Genomic DNA, 18,818 nt, shown 5'->3' with positions numbered 1-18,818 from the left:
GGATAAAAGAGGGGTTTACGCGGGGGTTTGGTGGGGGGCTAAGGCTAAATTGATAGGGGTTTTGCGGGGGGTAGAAGGGGGGTAAAGTAAGAGTATCGCAACTAAAGAAAAAAGCAAAGATGTAGAAAGATAACTTTCTACATTTACCATCTTCTTCACGAGTAAGTTTCTACAATCTACATACAAAAATAGTATTCATTAAAAAAGCCTGTAAGGTTCTGAAAATCAGACACTTACAGGCTTTTTTTGCATAATAAGCATTTTAAAACCTTAATATTATCTTTCTATCTTTCTACAATTATATATAATATATTGATTATAAGTGTTTTATATGTAGAAAGATATGTAGTAAGTTATGTAGAAAGTAGAAAGATAGACCACCTTTGTAGAAAGATAGAAAGATAAAATCGACAAAATTTATTTTGTATATTTTACCAATACAGAATAATAACTAAAGAAAAAGCCTGATTGTAGCAATGAACAATCAGGCTTTAGTATTATATACAGAATATTATTTTAAACTCTCTTACTCAAACCAAATATTATATTTGGTTATTTTTGCTTTTTTCTTTAGTTGCGAAAATTGAACTTTCAACTACCTAATACACGTTCGTTGATTAGTAAATATTAGTTATAACATATTAAACAACAATGCTATGCCTCAAACATTTATGGCCAAAAGAGCCCACGAAAAAACTCAACAACAAATTGCTAGTTTAGAAGTAAAAATCGGTGAACTTTATGAAATTTTCAATTTCTTAAACACGAACAATAAGAACCTAATATTCCCTAACAAAGAGGAATTGAATAATATAAGAAAGGGAGCAATACAAGAAATTAAAAACAAATATCCAGAGCTTAATTTAGAAGAAATTAAATGAAATAAAGCCCTCAAATGAGGGCTTTATTTTACCAACTCAATTTACTTGCTTCTTTCCTAAGTATCAGACCCAACCCACGCAAGTAATTTTCAGTTTCGGCAATGCTCCAATGCCTATTTATTTCTTTAATTGTAGCAATGTCTACCCCTGCAAGATAAGCATAAACATTGCCTGTATGTTTCCACCCGTAAAGGGTTGTTTCGTTCGAACGATAAATACCGATTTCTTTTAAAGCGGCATTGTGTTTATTTAGATACTGATTCTTTGCAGCTTGTACAGGACTTGTTTCTAAATCCTTTCCAAATACAAAAAAATGAGATGGTTTTTTATGCAACTCCATTTCAAGGATTATACTTTGCAAATTTGATACTATTGGTATAGGTATCCGCTTTTTATTCTTCGACTTTGACCCCCAAACCATTATGCTATTTTTTCTAAAATCTATATCCCCAACAGTTAATTTTCGTAATTCAGTAGGACGTATAAAAGCATAAAACAAGAATCTTGTCAGGTAGTATAATCTTTTGTCATTTTCAATAATATGTTTTTCTATTATTGTTTTTTCAAATTCTGAGTAAGCCGTGTGCCTGTCGGTATCCGCTTCCCTCATGTGTTCGTAAGTAAGAAAGGGATTTTCGGAAACTAGCTTACGCTTAATCAATAATTTAGCAAGATGTTTAAGCGAATCAAATGTATTATTAATGGTTCGCGGCATTAACTTTTCTTCTAATCGCATAAAGTCAGAGAACTGCAAAACTATTTCATCATCAATAAAATGATACGGGTGTTTTTCCTGCCCTCTTTTCCGTAAGAAATATTCAAATTTATTAATTGCAGTATTGTAAGCAGAAATTTGTTTGCTTGATACGTTATCAGGGTTAAGCAAAACTATTTCCCTAAATCTACCTATTGCAGTATTGCTATCAGGCTTTAAAGTCTTCTTAACTGGTTTCTTTTCTACTGGCTTTGGCAAGTCATCAACGACCATTCCTTTTTTTAACTGGTCGTTAATATTTTTCATCATCATTTCGGCTCGAAGTAGACGAAATTCTAAATTCCCTTGCTTCGGAATCCAAACTCGATGCCTTTTTACCTTCTGAAATCGCTTAGAAAATGCGTAAAAATCGAAGTACCACTTCTTTGATAGGTCATTATTGTAGAAATTTGGCGTACATTCCTTGTAGGGTTGCATACCTGTATACTGTATAAGTTGTGTTGTATATAAATGAGTAAAGCCCTGATAATCAGGGCTTTTGCTACCTTGTAGCGGGAACAGGACTCGAACCTGTGACCTTTGGGTTATGAGCCCAACGAGCTACCAACTGCTCCATCCCGCGATGTTGTTCCTAAATCGGACTGCAAAGGTAGAACTTTATTCCAAATAAAAAAACTATCTTTGCAAAAAAAATAAAAAAATATTGTGGACATAGTCTCTCCGAATCATAAAGCTGGCTTTATTAGTATCATTGGCAAACCTAATGTGGGCAAATCAACCCTCATGAATATCCTCGTGGGCGAACGCCTCTCCATTATTACTTCTAAAGCCCAAACTACCCGCCACCGCATTATGGGCATCGTTAATGGCGTTCATAATGGCACCGATTTCCAACTGGTTTATTCCGATACCCCCGGTATCATCAAACCTGTCTACGAACTCCATAAATCAATGATGCACTTTGTGCATGGCTCCCTCGAAGATGCAGATGTGGTGCTTTTCGTAACAGATATCTTTGAAAAACACGACGAAAACGACGTTATCGAAAAACTACAACACACTAATACGCCTATTCTGCTCGTAGTTAATAAAATAGACCTCGCTAAACCCGAACAGATAGACGAAAAAATACAATACTGGAAAGATAACTTCAAGGCTGTTGAGGTAATTCCGATTTCGGCTTTACACCAACAAAACGTCGATAGCCTGCTCGACAAAATCATTAACTTCCTGCCGGTGCATCCGCCTTATTTTCCGAAAGACGAACTCACCGACAAACCCGAACGCTTCTTTGCGGCCGAAATCATCCGTGAGAAAATCTTTACCAACTACACCAAAGAAGTGCCTTATAGCTGCGAGGTAGTGGTAAATAGTTTCAAAGAAAAAGAAGATATTATTGTCATAAGTTCTGAAATTTATGTCGAACGCACCACCCAACGCGCCATTTTGCTGGGGCATAAAGGCGAGCGAATCAAGAAAGTGGGCATGGAAGCGCGGCTGGAAATGGAAAAATTCTTCGGCAAAAAGATTTTTCTGGAGCAATATATAAAAGTTGAACCCGACTGGCGCAATAAACGAAATAAATTAGAGAAATTCGGGTACGAATAATTTCATCCCTCAAACGCATCCTGATTAACATGGTTTATCTTATCCTGAGCATTATTTTTTCGGTTTTGTTGCTGATTAACTTTCGGATTTACCCAAAATACCAAATCAGCACCTTTCAGGCCATTGCCTTTAATTATCCGGTTTGTTTTTTAACAGGGTTGGCATTAATGCCGCAGGGGCAACACTTTGAACTGAACTTTGCCGAAAAATGGCCTCTTTATGCCTTGTTGCTAGGCGTAGGGTTTATTATTACCTTTATTTTGTCGGGGGTTTCAACCCAGAAAATGGGCATTACGGCCACTTCGCTGGCTAATAATATTTCGCTGGTAATTCCGGTTATTTTCAGCCTGTTCGTATTCAAAACCAACGGGCGCAACTTCGATGCCCTCAATTATCTGGGGCTTGCGCTGGCACTTCTTGCCGTAGGGTTAAGCACATTTAAACCTGCACAAGACAAAATATCGGGCAAGGGCCTTGACTTCCTGCTGCCGGTGGCTGTGTTTCTGATGTATGGCGTTACCAACACCTCCATTAATTACCTCAATATGCAATACATTACCTCGGCCGACCGCACCGTGCCGGTTACGCTCGTAATGGTGCTAGGGGCAATTATTGCCGGCATAGTAGCACTGGTAATTCAGGTTATCAGAGGGAAAGAAAAAATTGCGCTGAAAAACGTACTGGCTAGTATTACACTTGGCGTACCCAATTTTTTGTCGTTTTATTTTCTGATACTCGCCCTTACAGCCTATGGTAACAGCGGTGCGTTTGTGTATCCGCTCTATAACATTGGCGTAATTCTGGTATCGGCGGGTATTGCGTGGCTTTATTTCAAAGAAAAACTATCGGGGCTTAATAAAATAGGTTTATTGCTGGCGGTGATTGCCATACTTTTGATTTCGTGGCAGGATATTCAGGCTATTTTTTGAAAATCGTGAACCCAAAACACCTCCGGCGTGTTGATACTCAACAGAATTCCCTCTGTTTTCCCTATCTTTGTACCCCATTTATACCTGATACCTGAAGAGACTCATAGACCTCTCTCTTTACTGGTATTCGGAAAATTGTTTTTAAGTATTTTTTTTGAGGTCTTCATCTAATAATTATACCCTCTTGGTAGGGTTAGGGGTTTATGGCAAATATTGTTGCAATTGTAGGCCGACCGAACGTCGGAAAATCTACGCTTTTTAATCGTCTTATTGAAAGCCGCGTGGCTATCACTGATAATATGCCGGGTGTAACGCGTGACCGACACTACGGGCAGGCGGTCTGGACAGAGAAATTTTTTACCGTTATTGATACCGGTGGGTATGTAGTAGGCTCGGAAGATACCTTTGAGGGGGCTATCCGCGAACAGGTCGAAATTGCCATCGAAGAAGCCAGCGTAATTTTGTTCGTGGTAGATACCACTACGGGGCTAACCGACCTCGACAAGGACTTTGCGAATATCCTGCGTCGTTCTAAAAAACCGGTTTTTGTAGTGGCTAACAAAGCCGAAACTTTTGAACGCCACCAGACAGCCTCTGAATTTTATGAAATGGGGCTGGGCGAAACCATTTATCCGATTTCGGCAGCCGACGGAAGCGGAACCGGCGACCTGCTCGACGACGTAGTGGCGGAGTTTCAGGAAGACGGCATCGAAAACCCGAACGAGGGTATTCCGAGAATTGCCATTCTGGGGCGGCCAAACGTAGGTAAATCGTCATTCCTGAATGCCTTAACCGGAAAAGACAGAAGTATCGTGACCGACATCGCAGGAACCACCCGCGATGCCATCGATACCCATTATAAACTTTATGGCAAAGATTTTATCCTGACCGATACGGCCGGAATCCGTAAGAAAGCCAAAGTTCGCGAAAGTATCGAGTTTTACTCGGTGTTGCGCTCCATTAAGGCTCTCGAAGACTCCGATATCTGTATCGTACTGCTCGATGCCTCAAAAGGGCTTGAAGCGCAAGACATCAGCATTATTGCCAATGCTCATAACCTTAAAAAAGGGATTGTGATTATGGTAAACAAATGGGACTTGGTAGAAAAAGACTCCAAAACCGCCGACCACATGAAAAAAGAAATTCTTGAGCGGCTGGCCCCCATGAACTACATGCCCATTGTTTTTGCTTCGGTAACCGAAAAACAACGTATTTTTCAGGTTATTGAAAAAGGGATGGAGGTCTTTGAAAATAAAACTACCAAAATTACTACCTCGAAACTCAACGAGGTGATGTTACCTATTATTGAGCAAACGCCACCGCCCATGCTCAAAGGCAAGCAAATCAAGATTAAATATTGTATTCAGTTACCTACGCCGTCGCCTACTTTTGTGTTTTTCTGCAACCTTCCGCAGTACATCAAGGAGTCTTACGAGCGATTCCTGCAAAACAAAATCCGCGAGCATTTCGGTTTTTCGGGCGTACCTATTACTATATTTTTCCGTAATAAATAAAAATATTTTGCTCGTTCTGAAGCACTCAGTAGCTTCTGGCAAACCACTCATAAACCCGCTTTGTGAGTGGTTTTTTTATGCAATTTTTGGTTTCTTTGGTGCTTTATGGCATAAAAAAAGGGCTTGAAGCTATGGGCAACCACAACGCCATTTAGTGCCGAAAGCCGTTTGTAATGGCAGAGTAACAAAAAAAATAATTATTTGGCTAATGCAACGCCCCTGTTTTTTTTTGCATCTTATAAACAATATATCAAAACTATGAACATATAACAGTACTGAATGTATGAAAAAGCTATTTCTATTACTCATTGCCGGATTATCAACAGCGGCCTTTGCACAAGACAAAGAAACCCCTTATTTAGTAAAAACGTATCAGTCGTCAGAAGTAAAGAACATTGATGTACGCACTTCGGGCGGTGGTATTGCCGTAACAGGGCAAGCAGGCAACGAAACCCGTGTGGAGGTTTACATCAGGCCCAGCAACTGGAACGGAACATCGCTCAGCAAGTCGGAAATTGAAGACCGCCTGCGCGAATACGAACTAAGCATCAAGAAAGAAGGCAACACTATTTACTGTGTAGCCAAAAAGAAAAACGATAACTGGAACGACTGGAAAAAATCATTGAGCATTACCTTTAAGGTATTTGCACCTGAAAAAGTATCGACCGACCTCCAAACCAGTGGCGGTGGCATAACCCTCAAAAACCTTACGGGAGATTTAAATTTTAATACCAGTGGTGGTGGCTTGAAACTTACGAATCTGGGCGGAAACGTAAAAGGCAGAACCTCAGGTGGTGGCATTGACCTTACTGGTTGCCGCGATGTAATTGATGTAAGCACCAGTGGCGGCGGCATTGAAGCTACCGACTGCAAGGGTGATATTCATTTGAGTACCTCGGGGGGTGGTTTGCGTTTAAAGCAATTAGACGGCCGCATCAAGGCAACTACCAGCGGTGGCGGCATAAGAGCAGAGGAAATCAGAGGCGAACTGATTACATCAACCTCGGGAGGCTCAATTCACCTCGAAGACATCATGGCAAGCGTAAAGGCTTCAACCAGTGGTGGGGGTATCAGTGCCGATATTAAATCGTTAGGTAAATACCTTTCGTTATCAACCAGCGCGGGCAATATCAAGGTAAGAATGCCGCTCGACAAAGGGCTTGACCTTGACCTTGACGCTAACCGTGTGCATGTGCCAGAAATCAGAAACTTTAATGGCCGTATCGAGAAAGACCGCGTAAGAGGTTCGGTAAATGGCGGTGGTATTCCGGTTACGATGGATGCCAACTCTGGTAGCATTGCTATTAACGACTAATACAAAATATACGTAAATACTGGTGGCAGGCCACTAACCTGCCACACAAAATTCATAAGCACATGAAAAGACTATTCATTTTTCTTTTATCGATGGGTGTGGCTGGCTCTGTGGCAGCACAACAGGAGGTTTCGGCCAAAACCATTTTCGACATGATTGATCAGGGCAAAGCTGTTAGCTACGAAGGGGCAACCATTACAGGCAAGCTGGATTTAACCGAGCTTTCAAACAAAAAGCGTATCAAGAAAAACAAAGACTACGAAGAGTACAAAAGCAACGTAGAAGTGCCGGTTTCGTTCAAGAACTGTGTATTTAAAGATGATGTAATTGCCTACAAAAACATCGAAAAAGGCAACTGGGGCAATGGCGACACCTACACAACTGATTTTCAGAAAAGCGTAGTTTTTGAAAACTGTACTTTTAAAGGCAAAACCGAATTTAAGTATTCTGACTTTATAGAGAAGGCCACTTTCAGTAATTCAACGTTTGCAGAAGAAGCCAACTTTAAATATGCCAATTTCAAAAAAGAGGTATATTTTGCTAACTGCTCTTTTGGCGAATACGCCAACTTTAAGTATGCCAACTTTAAATACGATGCCGATTTTTACAAAGTATCGTTCAGAAATTACGCCGATTTCAAGTATGCTAATTTCAACGAACGTGTTACGTTTAAAGGCTCGTCGTTCGATAATAGTGCCGACTTCAAATATGCAGAATTTAAAGATTCGGGTAACTTCGATAACACCCGTTTCCGTTCTGGTATTGACATGAAGTATTCAAACGGCAAAAAATTCATGAACTGATACCACTGTTTTTATAAACCCTACCCATTGTCCGAAGGCGTACAAATCTTGTCCGTTTTCGGACATTTTTATTGCATAAAAATCACCGTAAATATCTCATTATCAGTATTTTAAATATATGGCATAAACTTTGGCACTTAGTTGTTTATAGTTTAAACCTGAAAATCAGCGAAGAAGTACTATCTTAAGCACTCGAACTAATCAATTCAATCAAAATGATTCAATTAAACAACATATCAAAATATTATCCTGCGGGCTTCGGAAAAATCTATGTCTTAAGAAACATTAACCTGACTATCAACCAAGGCGAATTTGTGTCGATTATGGGCCCTTCGGGTTCGGGCAAGTCAACCTTGTTACATATCTTGGGGCTGCTTGAAGAAGCATCAGAAGGCGAATATCTGTTTGAAGATGTGCCTGTTCAGAAACTATCAGAGAAAAAACGCACCGAGCTTCATCGTACCAGCATTGGCTTTGTGTTTCAGGCCTATCATTTGATTGACGAGCTTACCGTTTATGAAAACATTGAAACCCCTCTTTTATACAAAGGGCAGTCGAGCTCAGAGCGCAAAAGCCGCGTGGCCGATGTGCTTGACCGCTTTAATATGGTAGCCAAAAAAGACCTTTTCCCGACACAGCTTTCGGGTGGGCAGCAACAACTCGTAGGCATTGCCCGTGCCATTGTGGCGCAACCCAAAATTATCTTTGCCGATGAGCCTACGGGGAATCTGCACTCGGAACAAGCCCGCCAGATTATGGAGCTTTTCAAGGAACTGAACGAGAAAGACGGCGTAACCATTGTGCAGGTAACGCACTCGGAAGAAAACGCTACTTACGGCAACAGGGTCATTCGCCTGAAAGATGGCTGGATTGAATAATCAATTTTACACTAAAAGTTTTATCAGTGATTTATTAAGATACCAATGAAGAATTTAACCAGATACTTATTGTTTTTTTCGTTTACACTTGGGGTTTCGGGGGCATGGGCGCAAACGCAGATGTCGCTCAGAGAGAGTGTAGACGCTGCTTTGAAGAATAACTTAACGCTGAGAGAAAGCCAGATTCAGTCTGAAGGTAATAACGCCGAACTACAACGGGTGAAATCGTTGCAGTATCCGAAAATGAGTTTCGGCCTCGGGCAAGACCTCCGTATCGGTAGAAGTATCGACCGCTTCACCAATGCTTATATCGAAGAGGTTTACAGCACCAACGGTTTTGGGTTCGATGCCAGCGTATTGCTTTTTAATGGCTTTCAGGTAAGAAACCAGATTCAGCAAAATGTTCTTCTCAGAGAAGCAGGGCTAAAAAACATTGAGGCTACGCGCAATCTGGTTACAATTAACGTGATTCAGGCTTATTTGCAGGTGCTGGCCTCGCAGGAGTTGGTCGAGGTAGCCAAGCAGCAGGTCGAAACCTCAAAAGCGCAGGTTAACCGCGTTACCAAAATGGTTGAGGCGGGTATTGTAGGGCAAGCAGAGTATTTTCTGATTAAATCGCAGATGGCTAACGATGAATTTGCTTTGGTAACCGTACAGAATACGCTCAAAACGAACAGACTTTTGTTGTTTCAGCTCATGAACCAGATGCCTACTAACAGCATTACCTTTAAGCCTATTGCCGACGAGGTGAATATCTATAAACTGGAAGATGGTTTCGTGAACCAGCTATATGACCAGGCATTAGCCAACTTCCCTACCGTAAAAAGGGCCGAACTGCAACTACAAAGTTTTAATAATTTACTGAAAGCTACCAAAGCAAACGTAATGCCTTATATTTCGTTGTCGGCTAGCTACGGGGCTTTTTATTCTACTTCAAATAAGGCTGAGAACTACCTGCAACAGATTAACGGTACACGTAACGGCTCGTTGTCGCTGAATTTTAGTGTGCCTATTCTGGGCCGCTTGCAAAATAGCCCGCGTATTGCTGCGGTAAAGGTGCAACAGCAATTAACCGAAAATACACTGAACACGGCCAAGTTGCAGCTACGTCAGGCCATTGAGCAGTCGTTTCAGGCTTTTGATGCGGCCTCGGAGCGTTATAAGGTGGCAAGCGAACAGCTTTCTGTTAACGAGGAAAACGTGAAGGCGGTTGAGAGCAAAATTAATGCGGGAACGGTTAACTCGGTTGAGTATGTATTGGCAAAAACGAATTACGACCGCGCCAGAAGTAATCTGGTTCAGGCTAAATATGAGGTGTTGCTTCAACAGAAAATTCTGGATTTCTATAAAGATGGGGAATGGAAAATTAACTAAGCAGGATAGTGGCGTACAACGGAATGGCATTCCGTTGTACCTTGCATCCGGCATGGCCTAAGCCCTAGCCCTTCAACAATACCTCGCTCGTGTCAGGGCAGTTAGCCAGTAATTCGGCATTAGTCTGGTGTAGTTTCGGATGCACAAACGCAGGCGCAATTTCTGCCAGCGGCACTAGCACGAAGCGTCTTTCTTGCAAAAACGGATGCGGCACCGTAAGCCCTTCGAGCGTAATAAGCTCATGGTTGTAATACAAAATATCGATATCAATAATTCTGGCTCCCCATTTAACTTTCCGTACCCTTCCCATCGACTGCTCAATAGCCAGTACTTTTGCAAGCACCTCGGTAGCACCAAGCGGAGTATCAACGGCAAGCACCTGATTCAGAAAATCATCCTGACTGGTTAAGCCCCACGCCGCTGTTTCGTAAATGCCCGACAACGCCACAACAGGCCCAAGCTCGCGTGCAATACCCTCGCGTGCCAATGCCAGATTAGCCTGTCTGTCGCCCATGTTCGACCCAAGCCCCAGATACACCTGATTGATTTTCACTAGGCCGTAGTTAAATTGAAAGAATGAATTACCTCTGCTATTTCGGGTAATAAAGTAGGATTTTTCTCAAACGCATTGCCAATTACGAGCATATCGGCTCCGGCTTCGAGGGCCTCATGCGCTTTCTCGGCCGAATTGATTCCACCGCCCACAATCAGCGGTACATCAATATTTTCTTTTACCCGACTAATCATTTTTGGTGATACCGGATACATCGCCCCACTGCCACCATCCAGATAAATCAGTTTCAGCCCCAGCATTTCGCCGGCCATAGCGGTGCAGGCAGCAATATCGGGTTTATCGTGCGGAATAGGCGTAGTATTACTGATATACGAAACCGTAGTTTGCCGGCCGCTGTCAACCAGTATATAACCCGTTGGCAGAATCTCAAGCCCGCTTTGTTTCAGAATAGGCGCAGCAATAACGTGCTGTCCAATGAGGTAGTCGGGGTTGCGCCCCGAAATCAATGAGAGCAACAGAATGGCATCAGCCGAAGGGTCAATGTGCAGGTTATTACCCGGAAAAATCACAACCGGAATAGAGGTGTGTGTACGAATGGCCTCAATCATTGCTGCCATAATGTTTTTGGTAATCAGGCTGCCTCCAACAAAAAAGAAATCTACATGATTTTCGACACAGGCAAACAGAAAATGACGGAACGAAGCCAACTCCACTTTATCGGGGTCGAGCAAAACAGCCAGCGATTTCCGCTTGCTTTGTTTATCAGAAAGTATTTTATCAAGCAGTTGCTTCGGCATCTTTCGTTGTGAGGTGGTCAATTATTTGCAATAGTTTATCCTTGGCAATAGCCAGTATAACCGAGGTAGCCACGCCCTTCATGGTAGCCCACAGCATCGAATCATGCGCTTTTTCGGGTTCTGGTGCAACAGGTAAAGGTTCCGGCTCGGTTGTTGTTTCGCGCTTTTCGCCTTCAGGCAAAAGCAGTTCAGTCAGTGCGTACACTGCCACAATTATTCCTCCGATAACCAAAGCATTTTTACCAACCTTTTTCAAGTCTCCTATTTGCGTTTCAATGGCGCCCAGATACTTATCAATCGACTCCTGTAATACTTCTTTGCGTTCTTCACGGTTCGTTTTTGGTGGCACCACTGGCACTCTTGTTATGGTTTCTCTTAGATTTTTCACGTTCGCACAGATTTTTGTTCAAAAATATTGAAAAATGCTATAAAAAGAAAGATTAAAGCCCGTATAAAGCAATTTTAAGCATAAAAACCCATAATAGGCTGCTTTATTACGATGGCTGGTTTATCTGTATTTCCAGATTACGAACTTCTCTCCTTCCCTGAAGGTTCCGGTGCCTAAAGGCAACTCCATAAATGCGTCGGTAGCGGTAAGGCTTACCAAATCGCCGGAGCCGTTTCCTTCAATGGGTATAGCTTTGGGTATTCCTGAGGCGGTTTCTTCCAGTTTTACCTGCAAGAAAAACGTCAACGGAAATTTTACTACAAAATTCTTGCCTAATTCGGCCATAAGGCGTTGCGTAGGTAACCCCAGCGAGGCATCGAGCCACGGCCTGAAATACCGATGCAAACACATAAACGTCGAAACCGGATTCCCCGGCAAGGCAAACACCACTTTGCCCGTGTTTTGTTTTATACCAAACCAGAAGGGTTTCCCCGGCCTTTGTGATACCTTATGAAACAACTGTTGCACACCCTGATTAGCCAATGCCTGTGGCACAAAATCGAATTTTCCGGCCGATACCCCACCACTCAGCACCAGCACATCGTAGCTTTGCAGAAACTGCTGCAATTGCGCTTCTATAACCAACTGGTTGTCGGGCAGCAGCACGATGTCGGCCGCTACGCCCCAGCTTTTCAGGGCTGCCTGCAAGGCATAGCTGTTCGAGGTACGAATCTGGTGTGGCAGAGGCGTTTCCGTAATGGGGATAATCTCTTCGCCAGTGGCTATCACTATCGCACTGACACGCTTCTGTACCCATACCTTGTGTTTGCCAATGGTGGCTGCCACGCCTATTTCGGCGGGGGTAATGCGCCTACCTTTGGCTACGAGTAGCTCGGTAGCTTTTTTGTCGGCTCCGCGCGTATGTATGTTAATGCCCGATTTTTCTGGAATAACGTTTATGGTAGCTATATTATTTTCAATATGAAGGTCTTCATACCGCACTACCACGTCGGTATTAACAGGCAGCATGGCCCCCGTCATGACCTCTACGCATTGGGTAATATCGTTCAGTATGGCTTGCGGTTGCCCCGCGGCCACGGTCATGGCTATCTGAAAACGCGTTTGCCCTTGCGCTAGTGTAGCATAGGCCAGTGCAATGCCATCCATCGTTACCCTGTCGAAAGGCGGAAAATCGCGGTCGGCAAATAAATCTTCTGCCAGCACGCGCCCCAATGCTTCTTCGAGTGGCACTAGTTCGGGCGTTGGCTTTAGGGTATGTTGCAAAATTATGGCTTCGGCTTCTTCAACTGTTATCATGCAATAGAACGCTTTTTATTGTTATAACTCCTGACGAGGGTTTAAAAGTTTATGTTTTGCCAAAACTAATTTGCTATTTCTGGAATAGAAAGCAAACAGCTACATAAATTGTAAGCAAATGCTATAACTCCTTACGACCCCTACACATTTGGCATTATGGCATACTTTTGTTTTCTTTGTTAAAGAGAACACCTGTTGATTACGAATAAATAGTAGCTCATGCGTTTAGGGCTGTTTGTATCATCATTCAAGGTCACAATTGTTGTTTTGTGATTTCTCTGCGCCTTTGCCAATAAATAAAACTTATATACATGAATTCAAGAAACTATTCAATTGGCCTTGTAGGAGCTTCATTGCTCTTATGCGGTGTTTTTGCGCCTGTTATCAGTTTGCCTATTATGGGTAACCTTAATTTATACCAGAATGGCAAAAGCGATGGTACCATTGTGCTGATTGTGGCGGTAATATCGCTGGGGTTGGTGCTGATAAAACAGTTTAAACCGCTAGTTGCTACGGGCATTATTGCGCTGGGTATTGTAGGGTACAGGTTTGTCACGATTCAGCAGCGTATCTCGAAAATCAGCGAAAGTCTGGGGGCGGAGTCAGACAAAAACCCTTTTAAAGAATTAACCAATGCAGCCATGGGGTCTATCCAGATGCAGTGGGGTTGGGGTGTTTTGTTTGTTGGGGCTGTGCTGGTTATTCTGGCCGGAACCATGAAAACAAAGTAAGAAGGTTTTTATAAAAATAGGCTGCCCGATGCACTCATCAGGCAGCCTATTTTTTTATGTATACGCCCAGTTATTTCAGAACTGATAGCTTATGCCTACCACGGGTGTATTAAACGCATAGCCCGATTTAAACGATAGCCCCGCACGCTTGGCGGGTAGTGGCTTCATGCTATTGGTAATGGCACTTGTAAGCTCGGTAGCCCAGACGGCAAAGGCCAGCACCCCTGTAATGTAAGAAACTTTATGCAGGCCATTGGCTTTGTCATAATAGGGTTGTGCCTCTTGTCGCCGAAGCAGGCTTTCGTAAATCGAATACTGGTTGTTCGACTTCTTGTTGGTAATAAACGAGGTTGTAAGCAAACCAAAGGCTGCTACGCCCGTTACTACCCTTAGTATGGGTTTACTTTTGCCTGTTACCAGATAATTGCCTAAACCCGGTACAGGTATTGAAGCCAACGCCTTGCCAAATCTTTTTTCGCTGGCAGGTATGGTGCTCGTTTTGGCAGTAGTAACCGGCTGCGAGGGCGAGGTGGGTTTTGTGTTGGCAACAGTTGTGCCTGCACCTGTGCTTGGCCGAACAATAGTTAGCTCTGCGCTTATTTCTTCATCAATCCTGATGTTGTCTTCTACCATGTTCCAGACAATTAGTTTATTAGTACCCGAACGGATGTCGTTGCCGAACGAACCCGTCAGGCTATTAGGCACAAAACTTTTCTGGCTGCTTCTTGTCTTGATGATTACCTTCAGAAAATCGCCGGGTTGTACGCCGTCGCAATCATACCTTATTTCCAGATTCTGGTTTACCTGTTCAATACGAACATTCGTGATGCTCCCCTGTGAAAAAGCAACAAACGGCAAAAATATGATTAAGACTTTGATAATATTTATCATGTCGTTTTGAGTAAAATATATTAAAACCTGTTTTAGCGGTTTAGTACTGCGTATCAGGGTTTAAATAGCCAGAAATCGTTTAAAAGGTTATTGTTAGCACCACCGAATCCGTAATAGGCAACATTATCAATGGCTCCTCCGCAACCGTAAAAACGAGGAATTGCCAGTAACCCTGCCGACACAATCCAACGTTCGGTTGAAGGGGTGTATGTATACATTCTCAGGTTATTGGGCGAGTCGGCATCAAAGCGGCCAATGTAGCCTTTGTCACCAATAGTAAAGTTAATTTTGGTTTCGTAAGGGGCATTACTTGGTATATCCGGCTTCCGAACCCATACGTTCGAGCTAGCGTTGTACTGCCAGAAATCTCTGCCAGTAGGCCCTTCGCCTGCCGTTTGTGAATCCATATTTTGCCCAAAGCCCATATACATAAAGCTACCTATCGAGAAACCGCTTCCGTTTACCTTATAAAAAGGCAGGTCTACTTTACGTGTCCAAGTATTGCCGCTTGGGTCATACTCCCAGAAATCCTTGAAGTTAAGCGAGTTGTTGCTTCCACCGCCTACGTATCCGCGTTGCGAATGCCCCAACCCAAACGCCGCCCAACGCCCTGTGGCGGGCAGGCTGGCTTTCTTGGTCCATGCGTCGGTACTTGGGTCATACTCCCAGAAATCGTCGAGCATGGCAGTGCCATTATAACCTAAGCCCACATAGCCTTTGCTACCTACTGTAAAGCCCACAGCCGAAACCCGACCCGACGACGGCAGACTGGCTTTCTGTGTCCAGCTGTTTTTTGCGGGGTCATATTCCCACAAGTCATTATACACCGTACCTGTGCCGTCGGCTCCCATACCTGTATAAAGTTTTTTGTTAATAACAAAGCAAATCGGGCTGTCGCGGCCTTTCAAATCAAGCGGGAAGATGAGCGTATTGGTAGCCGCGCTGATAGGCATGGTATTGATTTTCAATACTTGCCCGTATGATAGCCCCGAAGAGTTTCTGGCAAAGGCGCGGCAGTAATAAGAGGTATTAACCTTGAGGTTTTCAAACTTGAACGAATAACGTGTATTAACGGCCGGATTTCCGTTACTGGTAATAACTGTGGAGTTTTCGATGGCAGGCACACTTAATATGTTTGACATACAAACGCCATATTGTGTTACGAGCGAACTACCGCTGCTGCTGATGCTCATGTTTATCACAAATTTGGTGTCGACCACGTCGGTGGCATCGAGTGTGCTTACAGCCGGAATACCCGTTACGCTTACCGGATACGAGAGGGTTTTGGTATCGCCACAAGTATTGCGTAAGTTTAATTTGATGGTATAAGTACCAGCATTGCGGTAGGTGTACGAAAAATCGCTTGTCTGGGTCGAGGTGGTTCCATCTCCCATATCCCATTGTAGCTGAGTTACAGGGCCTTGCAGGTTGGAAATACTCAGGTTTACCATAAGACCTGAACTGGTCACTCTGACCGTAGCGTTGGGCTCATTGCAAACAGGAAAATCCTTTTCGGGCAAATCCCATTTAAATGAATCACAGCTAAGAATAATAATGCTAGTACACAACAAGTTTAATAAACGTATAAGTTTATTCATTTCAGTAGGGGCAGTGAGTAATCTTTCGGTAAAATAATTGAATATTCTGACCTAACCAAATCTTTAGTAAGGAATTGCATAAAAGCTAGCAAAAAAGGCGATTTTTAGCCTTATCTATACCTATTGAAACCTTTTTTTGAGGTTTTAGCTACTTTAATACCGATTCTTTCAGACCTTTGCCATAAAAACCACATACGATGTCTTATTGCAATTATATACCTTCTATGCCCTCGCCACAGCGGGAGCTTCATCAGGCTTATCATGACCACCACTATGGTTTCCCGATTCATGACGACAACGAATTGTTTGCACGTTTAATCATGGAAATTAATCAGGCCGGTTTAAGCTGGGAAACCATTCTGAAAAAAGAAGCTACTTTCAGGCTGGCGTATCATAACTTTGATATTGCAACGGTGGCCGCTTATACCGAAGAAGACCGCGCCCGCCTGATGGCCGATGCAGGGGTTATCCGAAACAGGCTTAAAATTAATGCAGCCATCGAAAACGCCAACGTGATTCTGCGCTTGCAAAAAGAACACGGCTCGTTCGAGAACTGGATAAGCCTGCACCACCCTAAAAAGAAGGAAGAATGGGTGAAACTCTTCAAGAAAACTTTCAGGTTTACGGGCGGCGAAATCGTAAACGAATTTCTGATGAGTATCGGCGTGTTGCCCGGTGCGCATCATAGCCAATGCCCTGTATATGAACAAGTGCTGGCACACAAACCTTTGTGGCAGTTGGGGTAATTACAGCAAACAAAAACACTTTGCCCGATACCCTACACACTTGCCACAGATGCGGTTTTATGCTTCTGGTATTTGCGGCGTTTGGGGCGTTCGATAGGCTCCAGTTCTTTTCTGTATTTTTTACCTTTGCCTGTAAGCAGGTAGTCGCCCGATACATGGTAGTCTCTTACCAGTGCTGTCAACCACTCAAGTTGCATAATATCACGGCTGTAATCTTTACGTAACTGGTAAATATTACGGCTGTTTATTTTATGTTCGACGTAGAAGTCGTTCATAAAATGGATGTGGCCCAGTTGGACGAGTTCGTCGAGGATTTCAAAGAAGCGTTTGGTTACTTCCTGACTTTGTTCTGATTGCATAGAGGAAAATATTAACAAATTAATAATAGCCACAGCTTACAGGTCAGTGGCTGGTTTTACCTTGTTGGTTACAAATATATTAATCTGTTGCATGAAATAGGATTAATATTACTAAATATATCTGGGCTACCTAATTGTTTTAGGACTTTTGCGGGTGTAGCCACTACTTTTATGAATAAACGCCTTTGCACTTTTGAGGTGGCAAAACCCACACAAACGCACAAAAGGCCAGGAAACCGAAGCTGCCGTAATAATACTGAATATATGTATTGCTTAAAGCAATTACACCCGCTACATTTACATCAGTATTGATACAAACGGCCGTTGGTTTACCTTCGGAGGCAACTGCGGCGGTATACAGGTGTTTTACCGAGCAGCTATTATTATCTATTGTTTTGCTATGTCAGACTTTACGCATATCGATGCCGCAGGCAACCCGTCGATGGTTGATGTAGGCGAAAAAAATATCACCAGAAGGCTTGCTAAAGCCCGCAGTATTGTGGTGTTGGATGAGGCCATTCTGGAAAAATTACAGAACGACGAAATTCATACCCAGAAGGGGCCGGTTTTTCAGACCGCCATTATTGCTGGCGTAATGGCCGCCAAGCGTACCGGCGACCTCATTCCGTTGTGCCATCCGCTAGGGCTTGAAAACTGCCAGATTCATATCAGCCTTAATCAGCAAAAAGAAGTTGTGGTTGAATGCACCGCCTCGCTTACAGGCAAAACAGGGGTTGAGATGGAGGCTCTCACAGGTGCAAGCATTGCGGCACTTACCATTTATGATATGTGCAAGGCTTTTTCGCATAATATTGTTATCAGAGAAACACGTCTGATTGAAAAAACAGGCGGTAAGCGTGATTTCAGGCTATGAACGGGCTGATTCTGATGGGAGGCCGCAGCACCCGCATGGGTACAGATAAAAGCCTCTTGCCCTATCATGATGGGTTACCCCAACGCGACTATCTGTTTGCCCTACTGAAAGGCTTTTGTACGGAGGTCTATTTTTCGGCACGTGAGGGGCAGTTTGCTCATGCAAACGTTATTCCTGACAAACAGGCTGTTAGCCCCATGAGCGGAATTGTGTCGGCCTTTGCCCAACACCCCGACACCCCGTGGCTGGTAGTTGCCTGCGATATGCCGCTCGTAAACGAGGCCACCCTACGAACCTTATTGGAGTATCGGCACGCTGCTAAAGTAGCCACGGCTTTTTATAACCCCGAAACAAAGGCCCCTGAGCCGCTCATTACTGTCTATGAACCTGCGGCGTATCTGCCCATGAAAGCCAGCCTTGAGGCAGGGCAAAAAAGCCCTAAAATTTTTCTGCAAGAGCATGACATCGAAATAATTTTTGGTGGAGACACCCGCTTTATGACTAATATTAATACACCTCAGGATTTCAAAACATTTATTAACCAGCAAGGGGGTTAACCAAGCATCGTGGCGATTCTTCTCTATTG

At 43.2% G+C, this 18,818-nt stretch carries 20 protein-coding genes and 1 tRNA gene; 12 read left to right on the top strand and 9 right to left on the bottom strand.

Annotated features, from left to right (window positions below; all coding sequences use genetic code 11):
* Positions 1-656: 656 nt before the first annotated feature.
* Complete coding sequence (locus tag WAA15_RS12855; protein ID WP_337043167.1) at positions 657-881, top strand: hypothetical protein; 225 nt, start codon at positions 657-659, stop codon at positions 879-881.
* A gap of 28 nt (positions 882-909) precedes the next feature.
* Here the strand turns inward: WAA15_RS12855 and WAA15_RS12850 are convergent, their stop codons facing one another.
* Entirely contained in the window at positions 910-1,902 is a 993-nt protein-coding gene (locus tag WAA15_RS12850; RefSeq protein WP_337043166.1) for a tyrosine-type recombinase/integrase, read from the bottom strand.
* A 243-nt stretch (positions 1,903-2,145) separates the two neighbouring features.
* Positions 2,146-2,218: transfer RNA gene (locus WAA15_RS12845), tRNA-Met, on the bottom strand.
* An 83-nt stretch (positions 2,219-2,301) separates the two neighbouring features.
* On the opposite strand from WAA15_RS12845, the gene era reads away from it, so the two are divergent.
* The 7 genes from era to WAA15_RS12810 all read left to right on the top strand — a co-directional run bounded on the left by era (position 2,302) and on the right by WAA15_RS12810 (position 10,017).
* Positions 2,302-3,204, top strand: a complete 903-nt coding sequence (era, locus tag WAA15_RS12840) for a GTPase Era (RefSeq protein WP_337043165.1) — start codon at positions 2,302-2,304, stop codon at positions 3,202-3,204.
* 29 nt (positions 3,205-3,233) lie between these two features.
* Entirely contained in the window at positions 3,234-4,133 is a 900-nt protein-coding gene (locus tag WAA15_RS12835) for an EamA family transporter (RefSeq protein ID WP_337043164.1), read from the top strand.
* Positions 4,134-4,336: 203 nt separating this feature from the next.
* A complete protein-coding gene (gene der, locus WAA15_RS12830; protein WP_337043163.1) occupies positions 4,337-5,647 on the top strand; it encodes a ribosome biogenesis GTPase Der in 1,311 nt (436 codons plus the stop codon).
* A 283-nt stretch (positions 5,648-5,930) separates the two neighbouring features.
* Complete coding sequence (locus WAA15_RS12825; RefSeq protein ID WP_337043162.1) at positions 5,931-6,962, top strand: DUF4097 family beta strand repeat-containing protein; 1,032 nt, start codon at positions 5,931-5,933, stop codon at positions 6,960-6,962.
* Positions 6,963-7,024: 62 nt separating this feature from the next.
* Positions 7,025-7,765, top strand: a complete 741-nt coding sequence (locus WAA15_RS12820; protein WP_337043161.1) for a pentapeptide repeat-containing protein — start codon at positions 7,025-7,027, stop codon at positions 7,763-7,765.
* 215 nt (positions 7,766-7,980) lie between these two features.
* Positions 7,981-8,643 (top strand): ABC transporter ATP-binding protein, encoded by a 663-nt coding sequence (locus WAA15_RS12815; protein ID WP_337043160.1) that lies wholly within the window; start codon positions 7,981-7,983, stop codon positions 8,641-8,643.
* 45 nt (positions 8,644-8,688) lie between these two features.
* Positions 8,689-10,017: a TolC family protein gene (locus WAA15_RS12810; protein WP_337043159.1), complete on the top strand. Its 1,329-nt coding sequence runs from the start codon at positions 8,689-8,691 to the stop codon at positions 10,015-10,017.
* Positions 10,018-10,081: 64 nt separating this feature from the next.
* On the opposite strand, the gene folK is transcribed toward WAA15_RS12810, so the two are convergent.
* The 4 genes from folK to WAA15_RS12790 form a co-directional block, all read right to left on the bottom strand.
* On the bottom strand, positions 10,082-10,570 hold the full coding sequence (gene folK / locus WAA15_RS12805; RefSeq protein ID WP_337043158.1) for a 2-amino-4-hydroxy-6-hydroxymethyldihydropteridine diphosphokinase: 489 nt from the start codon (positions 10,568-10,570) through the stop codon (positions 10,082-10,084).
* Positions 10,570-11,328 (bottom strand): geranylgeranylglyceryl/heptaprenylglyceryl phosphate synthase, encoded by a 759-nt coding sequence (locus WAA15_RS12800; RefSeq protein WP_337043157.1) that lies wholly within the window; start codon positions 11,326-11,328, stop codon positions 10,570-10,572. Before WAA15_RS12800 ends, folK begins: the two co-directional genes overlap by 1 nt.
* The gene (locus tag WAA15_RS12795; RefSeq protein WP_337043156.1) at positions 11,309-11,716 is read right to left on the bottom strand and encodes a hypothetical protein; all 408 of its coding nucleotides are present in this window, start codon (positions 11,714-11,716) and stop codon (positions 11,309-11,311) included. Before WAA15_RS12795 ends, WAA15_RS12800 begins: the two co-directional genes overlap by 20 nt.
* Before the next feature lie 120 nt (positions 11,717-11,836).
* Positions 11,837-13,033 (bottom strand): molybdopterin molybdotransferase MoeA, encoded by a 1,197-nt coding sequence (locus WAA15_RS12790; RefSeq protein ID WP_337043155.1) that lies wholly within the window; start codon positions 13,031-13,033, stop codon positions 11,837-11,839.
* 311 nt (positions 13,034-13,344) lie between these two features.
* Between WAA15_RS12790 and WAA15_RS12785 the strand changes: the two genes are divergently transcribed.
* On the top strand, positions 13,345-13,764 hold the full coding sequence (locus WAA15_RS12785; RefSeq protein WP_337043154.1) for a hypothetical protein: 420 nt from the start codon (positions 13,345-13,347) through the stop codon (positions 13,762-13,764).
* A 75-nt stretch (positions 13,765-13,839) separates the two neighbouring features.
* Here WAA15_RS12785 and WAA15_RS12780 read toward each other — a convergent pair whose 3' ends face one another.
* Positions 13,840-14,655, bottom strand: coding sequence for a hypothetical protein (locus WAA15_RS12780; protein ID WP_337043153.1), 816 nt, complete (start codon positions 14,653-14,655; stop codon positions 13,840-13,842).
* A gap of 53 nt (positions 14,656-14,708) precedes the next feature.
* Positions 14,709-16,253 carry a Kelch repeat-containing protein gene (locus WAA15_RS12775; protein WP_337043152.1) on the bottom strand — a complete coding sequence of 515 codons (1,545 nt, stop codon included), beginning with the start codon at positions 16,251-16,253 and terminating at the stop codon, positions 14,709-14,711.
* Positions 16,254-16,450: 197 nt separating this feature from the next.
* Here WAA15_RS12775 and WAA15_RS12770 point away from each other — a divergent pair, with 197 nt between their 5' ends.
* The gene (locus WAA15_RS12770) at positions 16,451-16,999 is read left to right on the top strand and encodes a DNA-3-methyladenine glycosylase I (protein WP_337043151.1); all 549 of its coding nucleotides are present in this window, start codon (positions 16,451-16,453) and stop codon (positions 16,997-16,999) included.
* Positions 17,000-17,031: 32 nt separating this feature from the next.
* On the opposite strand, the gene WAA15_RS12765 is transcribed toward WAA15_RS12770, so the two are convergent.
* Complete coding sequence (locus WAA15_RS12765; RefSeq protein WP_337043150.1) at positions 17,032-17,358, bottom strand: hypothetical protein; 327 nt, start codon at positions 17,356-17,358, stop codon at positions 17,032-17,034.
* A gap of 400 nt (positions 17,359-17,758) precedes the next feature.
* On the opposite strand from WAA15_RS12765, the gene moaC reads away from it, so the two are divergent.
* Complete coding sequence (gene moaC / locus WAA15_RS12760) at positions 17,759-18,232, top strand: cyclic pyranopterin monophosphate synthase MoaC (protein ID WP_337043149.1); 474 nt, start codon at positions 17,759-17,761, stop codon at positions 18,230-18,232.
* The gene (locus WAA15_RS12755) at positions 18,229-18,789 is read left to right on the top strand and encodes an NTP transferase domain-containing protein (protein WP_337043148.1); all 561 of its coding nucleotides are present in this window, start codon (positions 18,229-18,231) and stop codon (positions 18,787-18,789) included. Before moaC ends, WAA15_RS12755 begins: the two co-directional genes overlap by 4 nt.
* Positions 18,790-18,818 lie beyond the last annotated feature (29 nt).

This window comes from Emticicia sp. 17c, from assembly GCF_037153985.1.
Lineage (GTDB): Bacteria > Bacteroidota > Bacteroidia > Cytophagales > Spirosomataceae > Emticicia.
Note: the sequence above shows the minus strand (reverse complement) of the source record. Positions and strands in the feature narration are given on the sequence as shown.

Coding starts and splice junctions, on each gene's coding strand:
- WAA15_RS12855 (WP_337043167.1), top strand. CDS start 657: ATGCCTCAAACATTTATGGCCAAAAGAGCCCACGAAAAAACTCAACAA.
- WAA15_RS12850 (WP_337043166.1), bottom strand. CDS start 1,902: ATGAAAAATATTAACGACCAGTTAAAAAAAGGAATGGTCGTTGATGAC.
- WAA15_RS12835 (WP_337043164.1), top strand. CDS start 3,234: ATGGTTTATCTTATCCTGAGCATTATTTTTTCGGTTTTGTTGCTGATT.
- der (WP_337043163.1), top strand. CDS start 4,337: ATGGCAAATATTGTTGCAATTGTAGGCCGACCGAACGTCGGAAAATCT.
- WAA15_RS12825 (WP_337043162.1), top strand. CDS start 5,931: ATGAAAAAGCTATTTCTATTACTCATTGCCGGATTATCAACAGCGGCC.
- WAA15_RS12820 (WP_337043161.1), top strand. CDS start 7,025: ATGAAAAGACTATTCATTTTTCTTTTATCGATGGGTGTGGCTGGCTCT.
- WAA15_RS12815 (WP_337043160.1), top strand. CDS start 7,981: ATGATTCAATTAAACAACATATCAAAATATTATCCTGCGGGCTTCGGA.
- WAA15_RS12810 (WP_337043159.1), top strand. CDS start 8,689: ATGAAGAATTTAACCAGATACTTATTGTTTTTTTCGTTTACACTTGGG.
- WAA15_RS12800 (WP_337043157.1), bottom strand. CDS start 11,328: ATGCCGAAGCAACTGCTTGATAAAATACTTTCTGATAAACAAAGCAAG.
- WAA15_RS12790 (WP_337043155.1), bottom strand. CDS start 13,033: ATGATAACAGTTGAAGAAGCCGAAGCCATAATTTTGCAACATACCCTA.
- WAA15_RS12785 (WP_337043154.1), top strand. CDS start 13,345: ATGAATTCAAGAAACTATTCAATTGGCCTTGTAGGAGCTTCATTGCTC.
- WAA15_RS12780 (WP_337043153.1), bottom strand. CDS start 14,655: ATGATAAATATTATCAAAGTCTTAATCATATTTTTGCCGTTTGTTGCT.
- WAA15_RS12775 (WP_337043152.1), bottom strand. CDS start 16,253: ATGAATAAACTTATACGTTTATTAAACTTGTTGTGTACTAGCATTATT.
- WAA15_RS12770 (WP_337043151.1), top strand. CDS start 16,451: ATGTCTTATTGCAATTATATACCTTCTATGCCCTCGCCACAGCGGGAG.
- WAA15_RS12765 (WP_337043150.1), bottom strand. CDS start 17,358: ATGCAATCAGAACAAAGTCAGGAAGTAACCAAACGCTTCTTTGAAATC.
- moaC (WP_337043149.1), top strand. CDS start 17,759: ATGTCAGACTTTACGCATATCGATGCCGCAGGCAACCCGTCGATGGTT.
- WAA15_RS12755 (WP_337043148.1), top strand. CDS start 18,229: ATGAACGGGCTGATTCTGATGGGAGGCCGCAGCACCCGCATGGGTACA.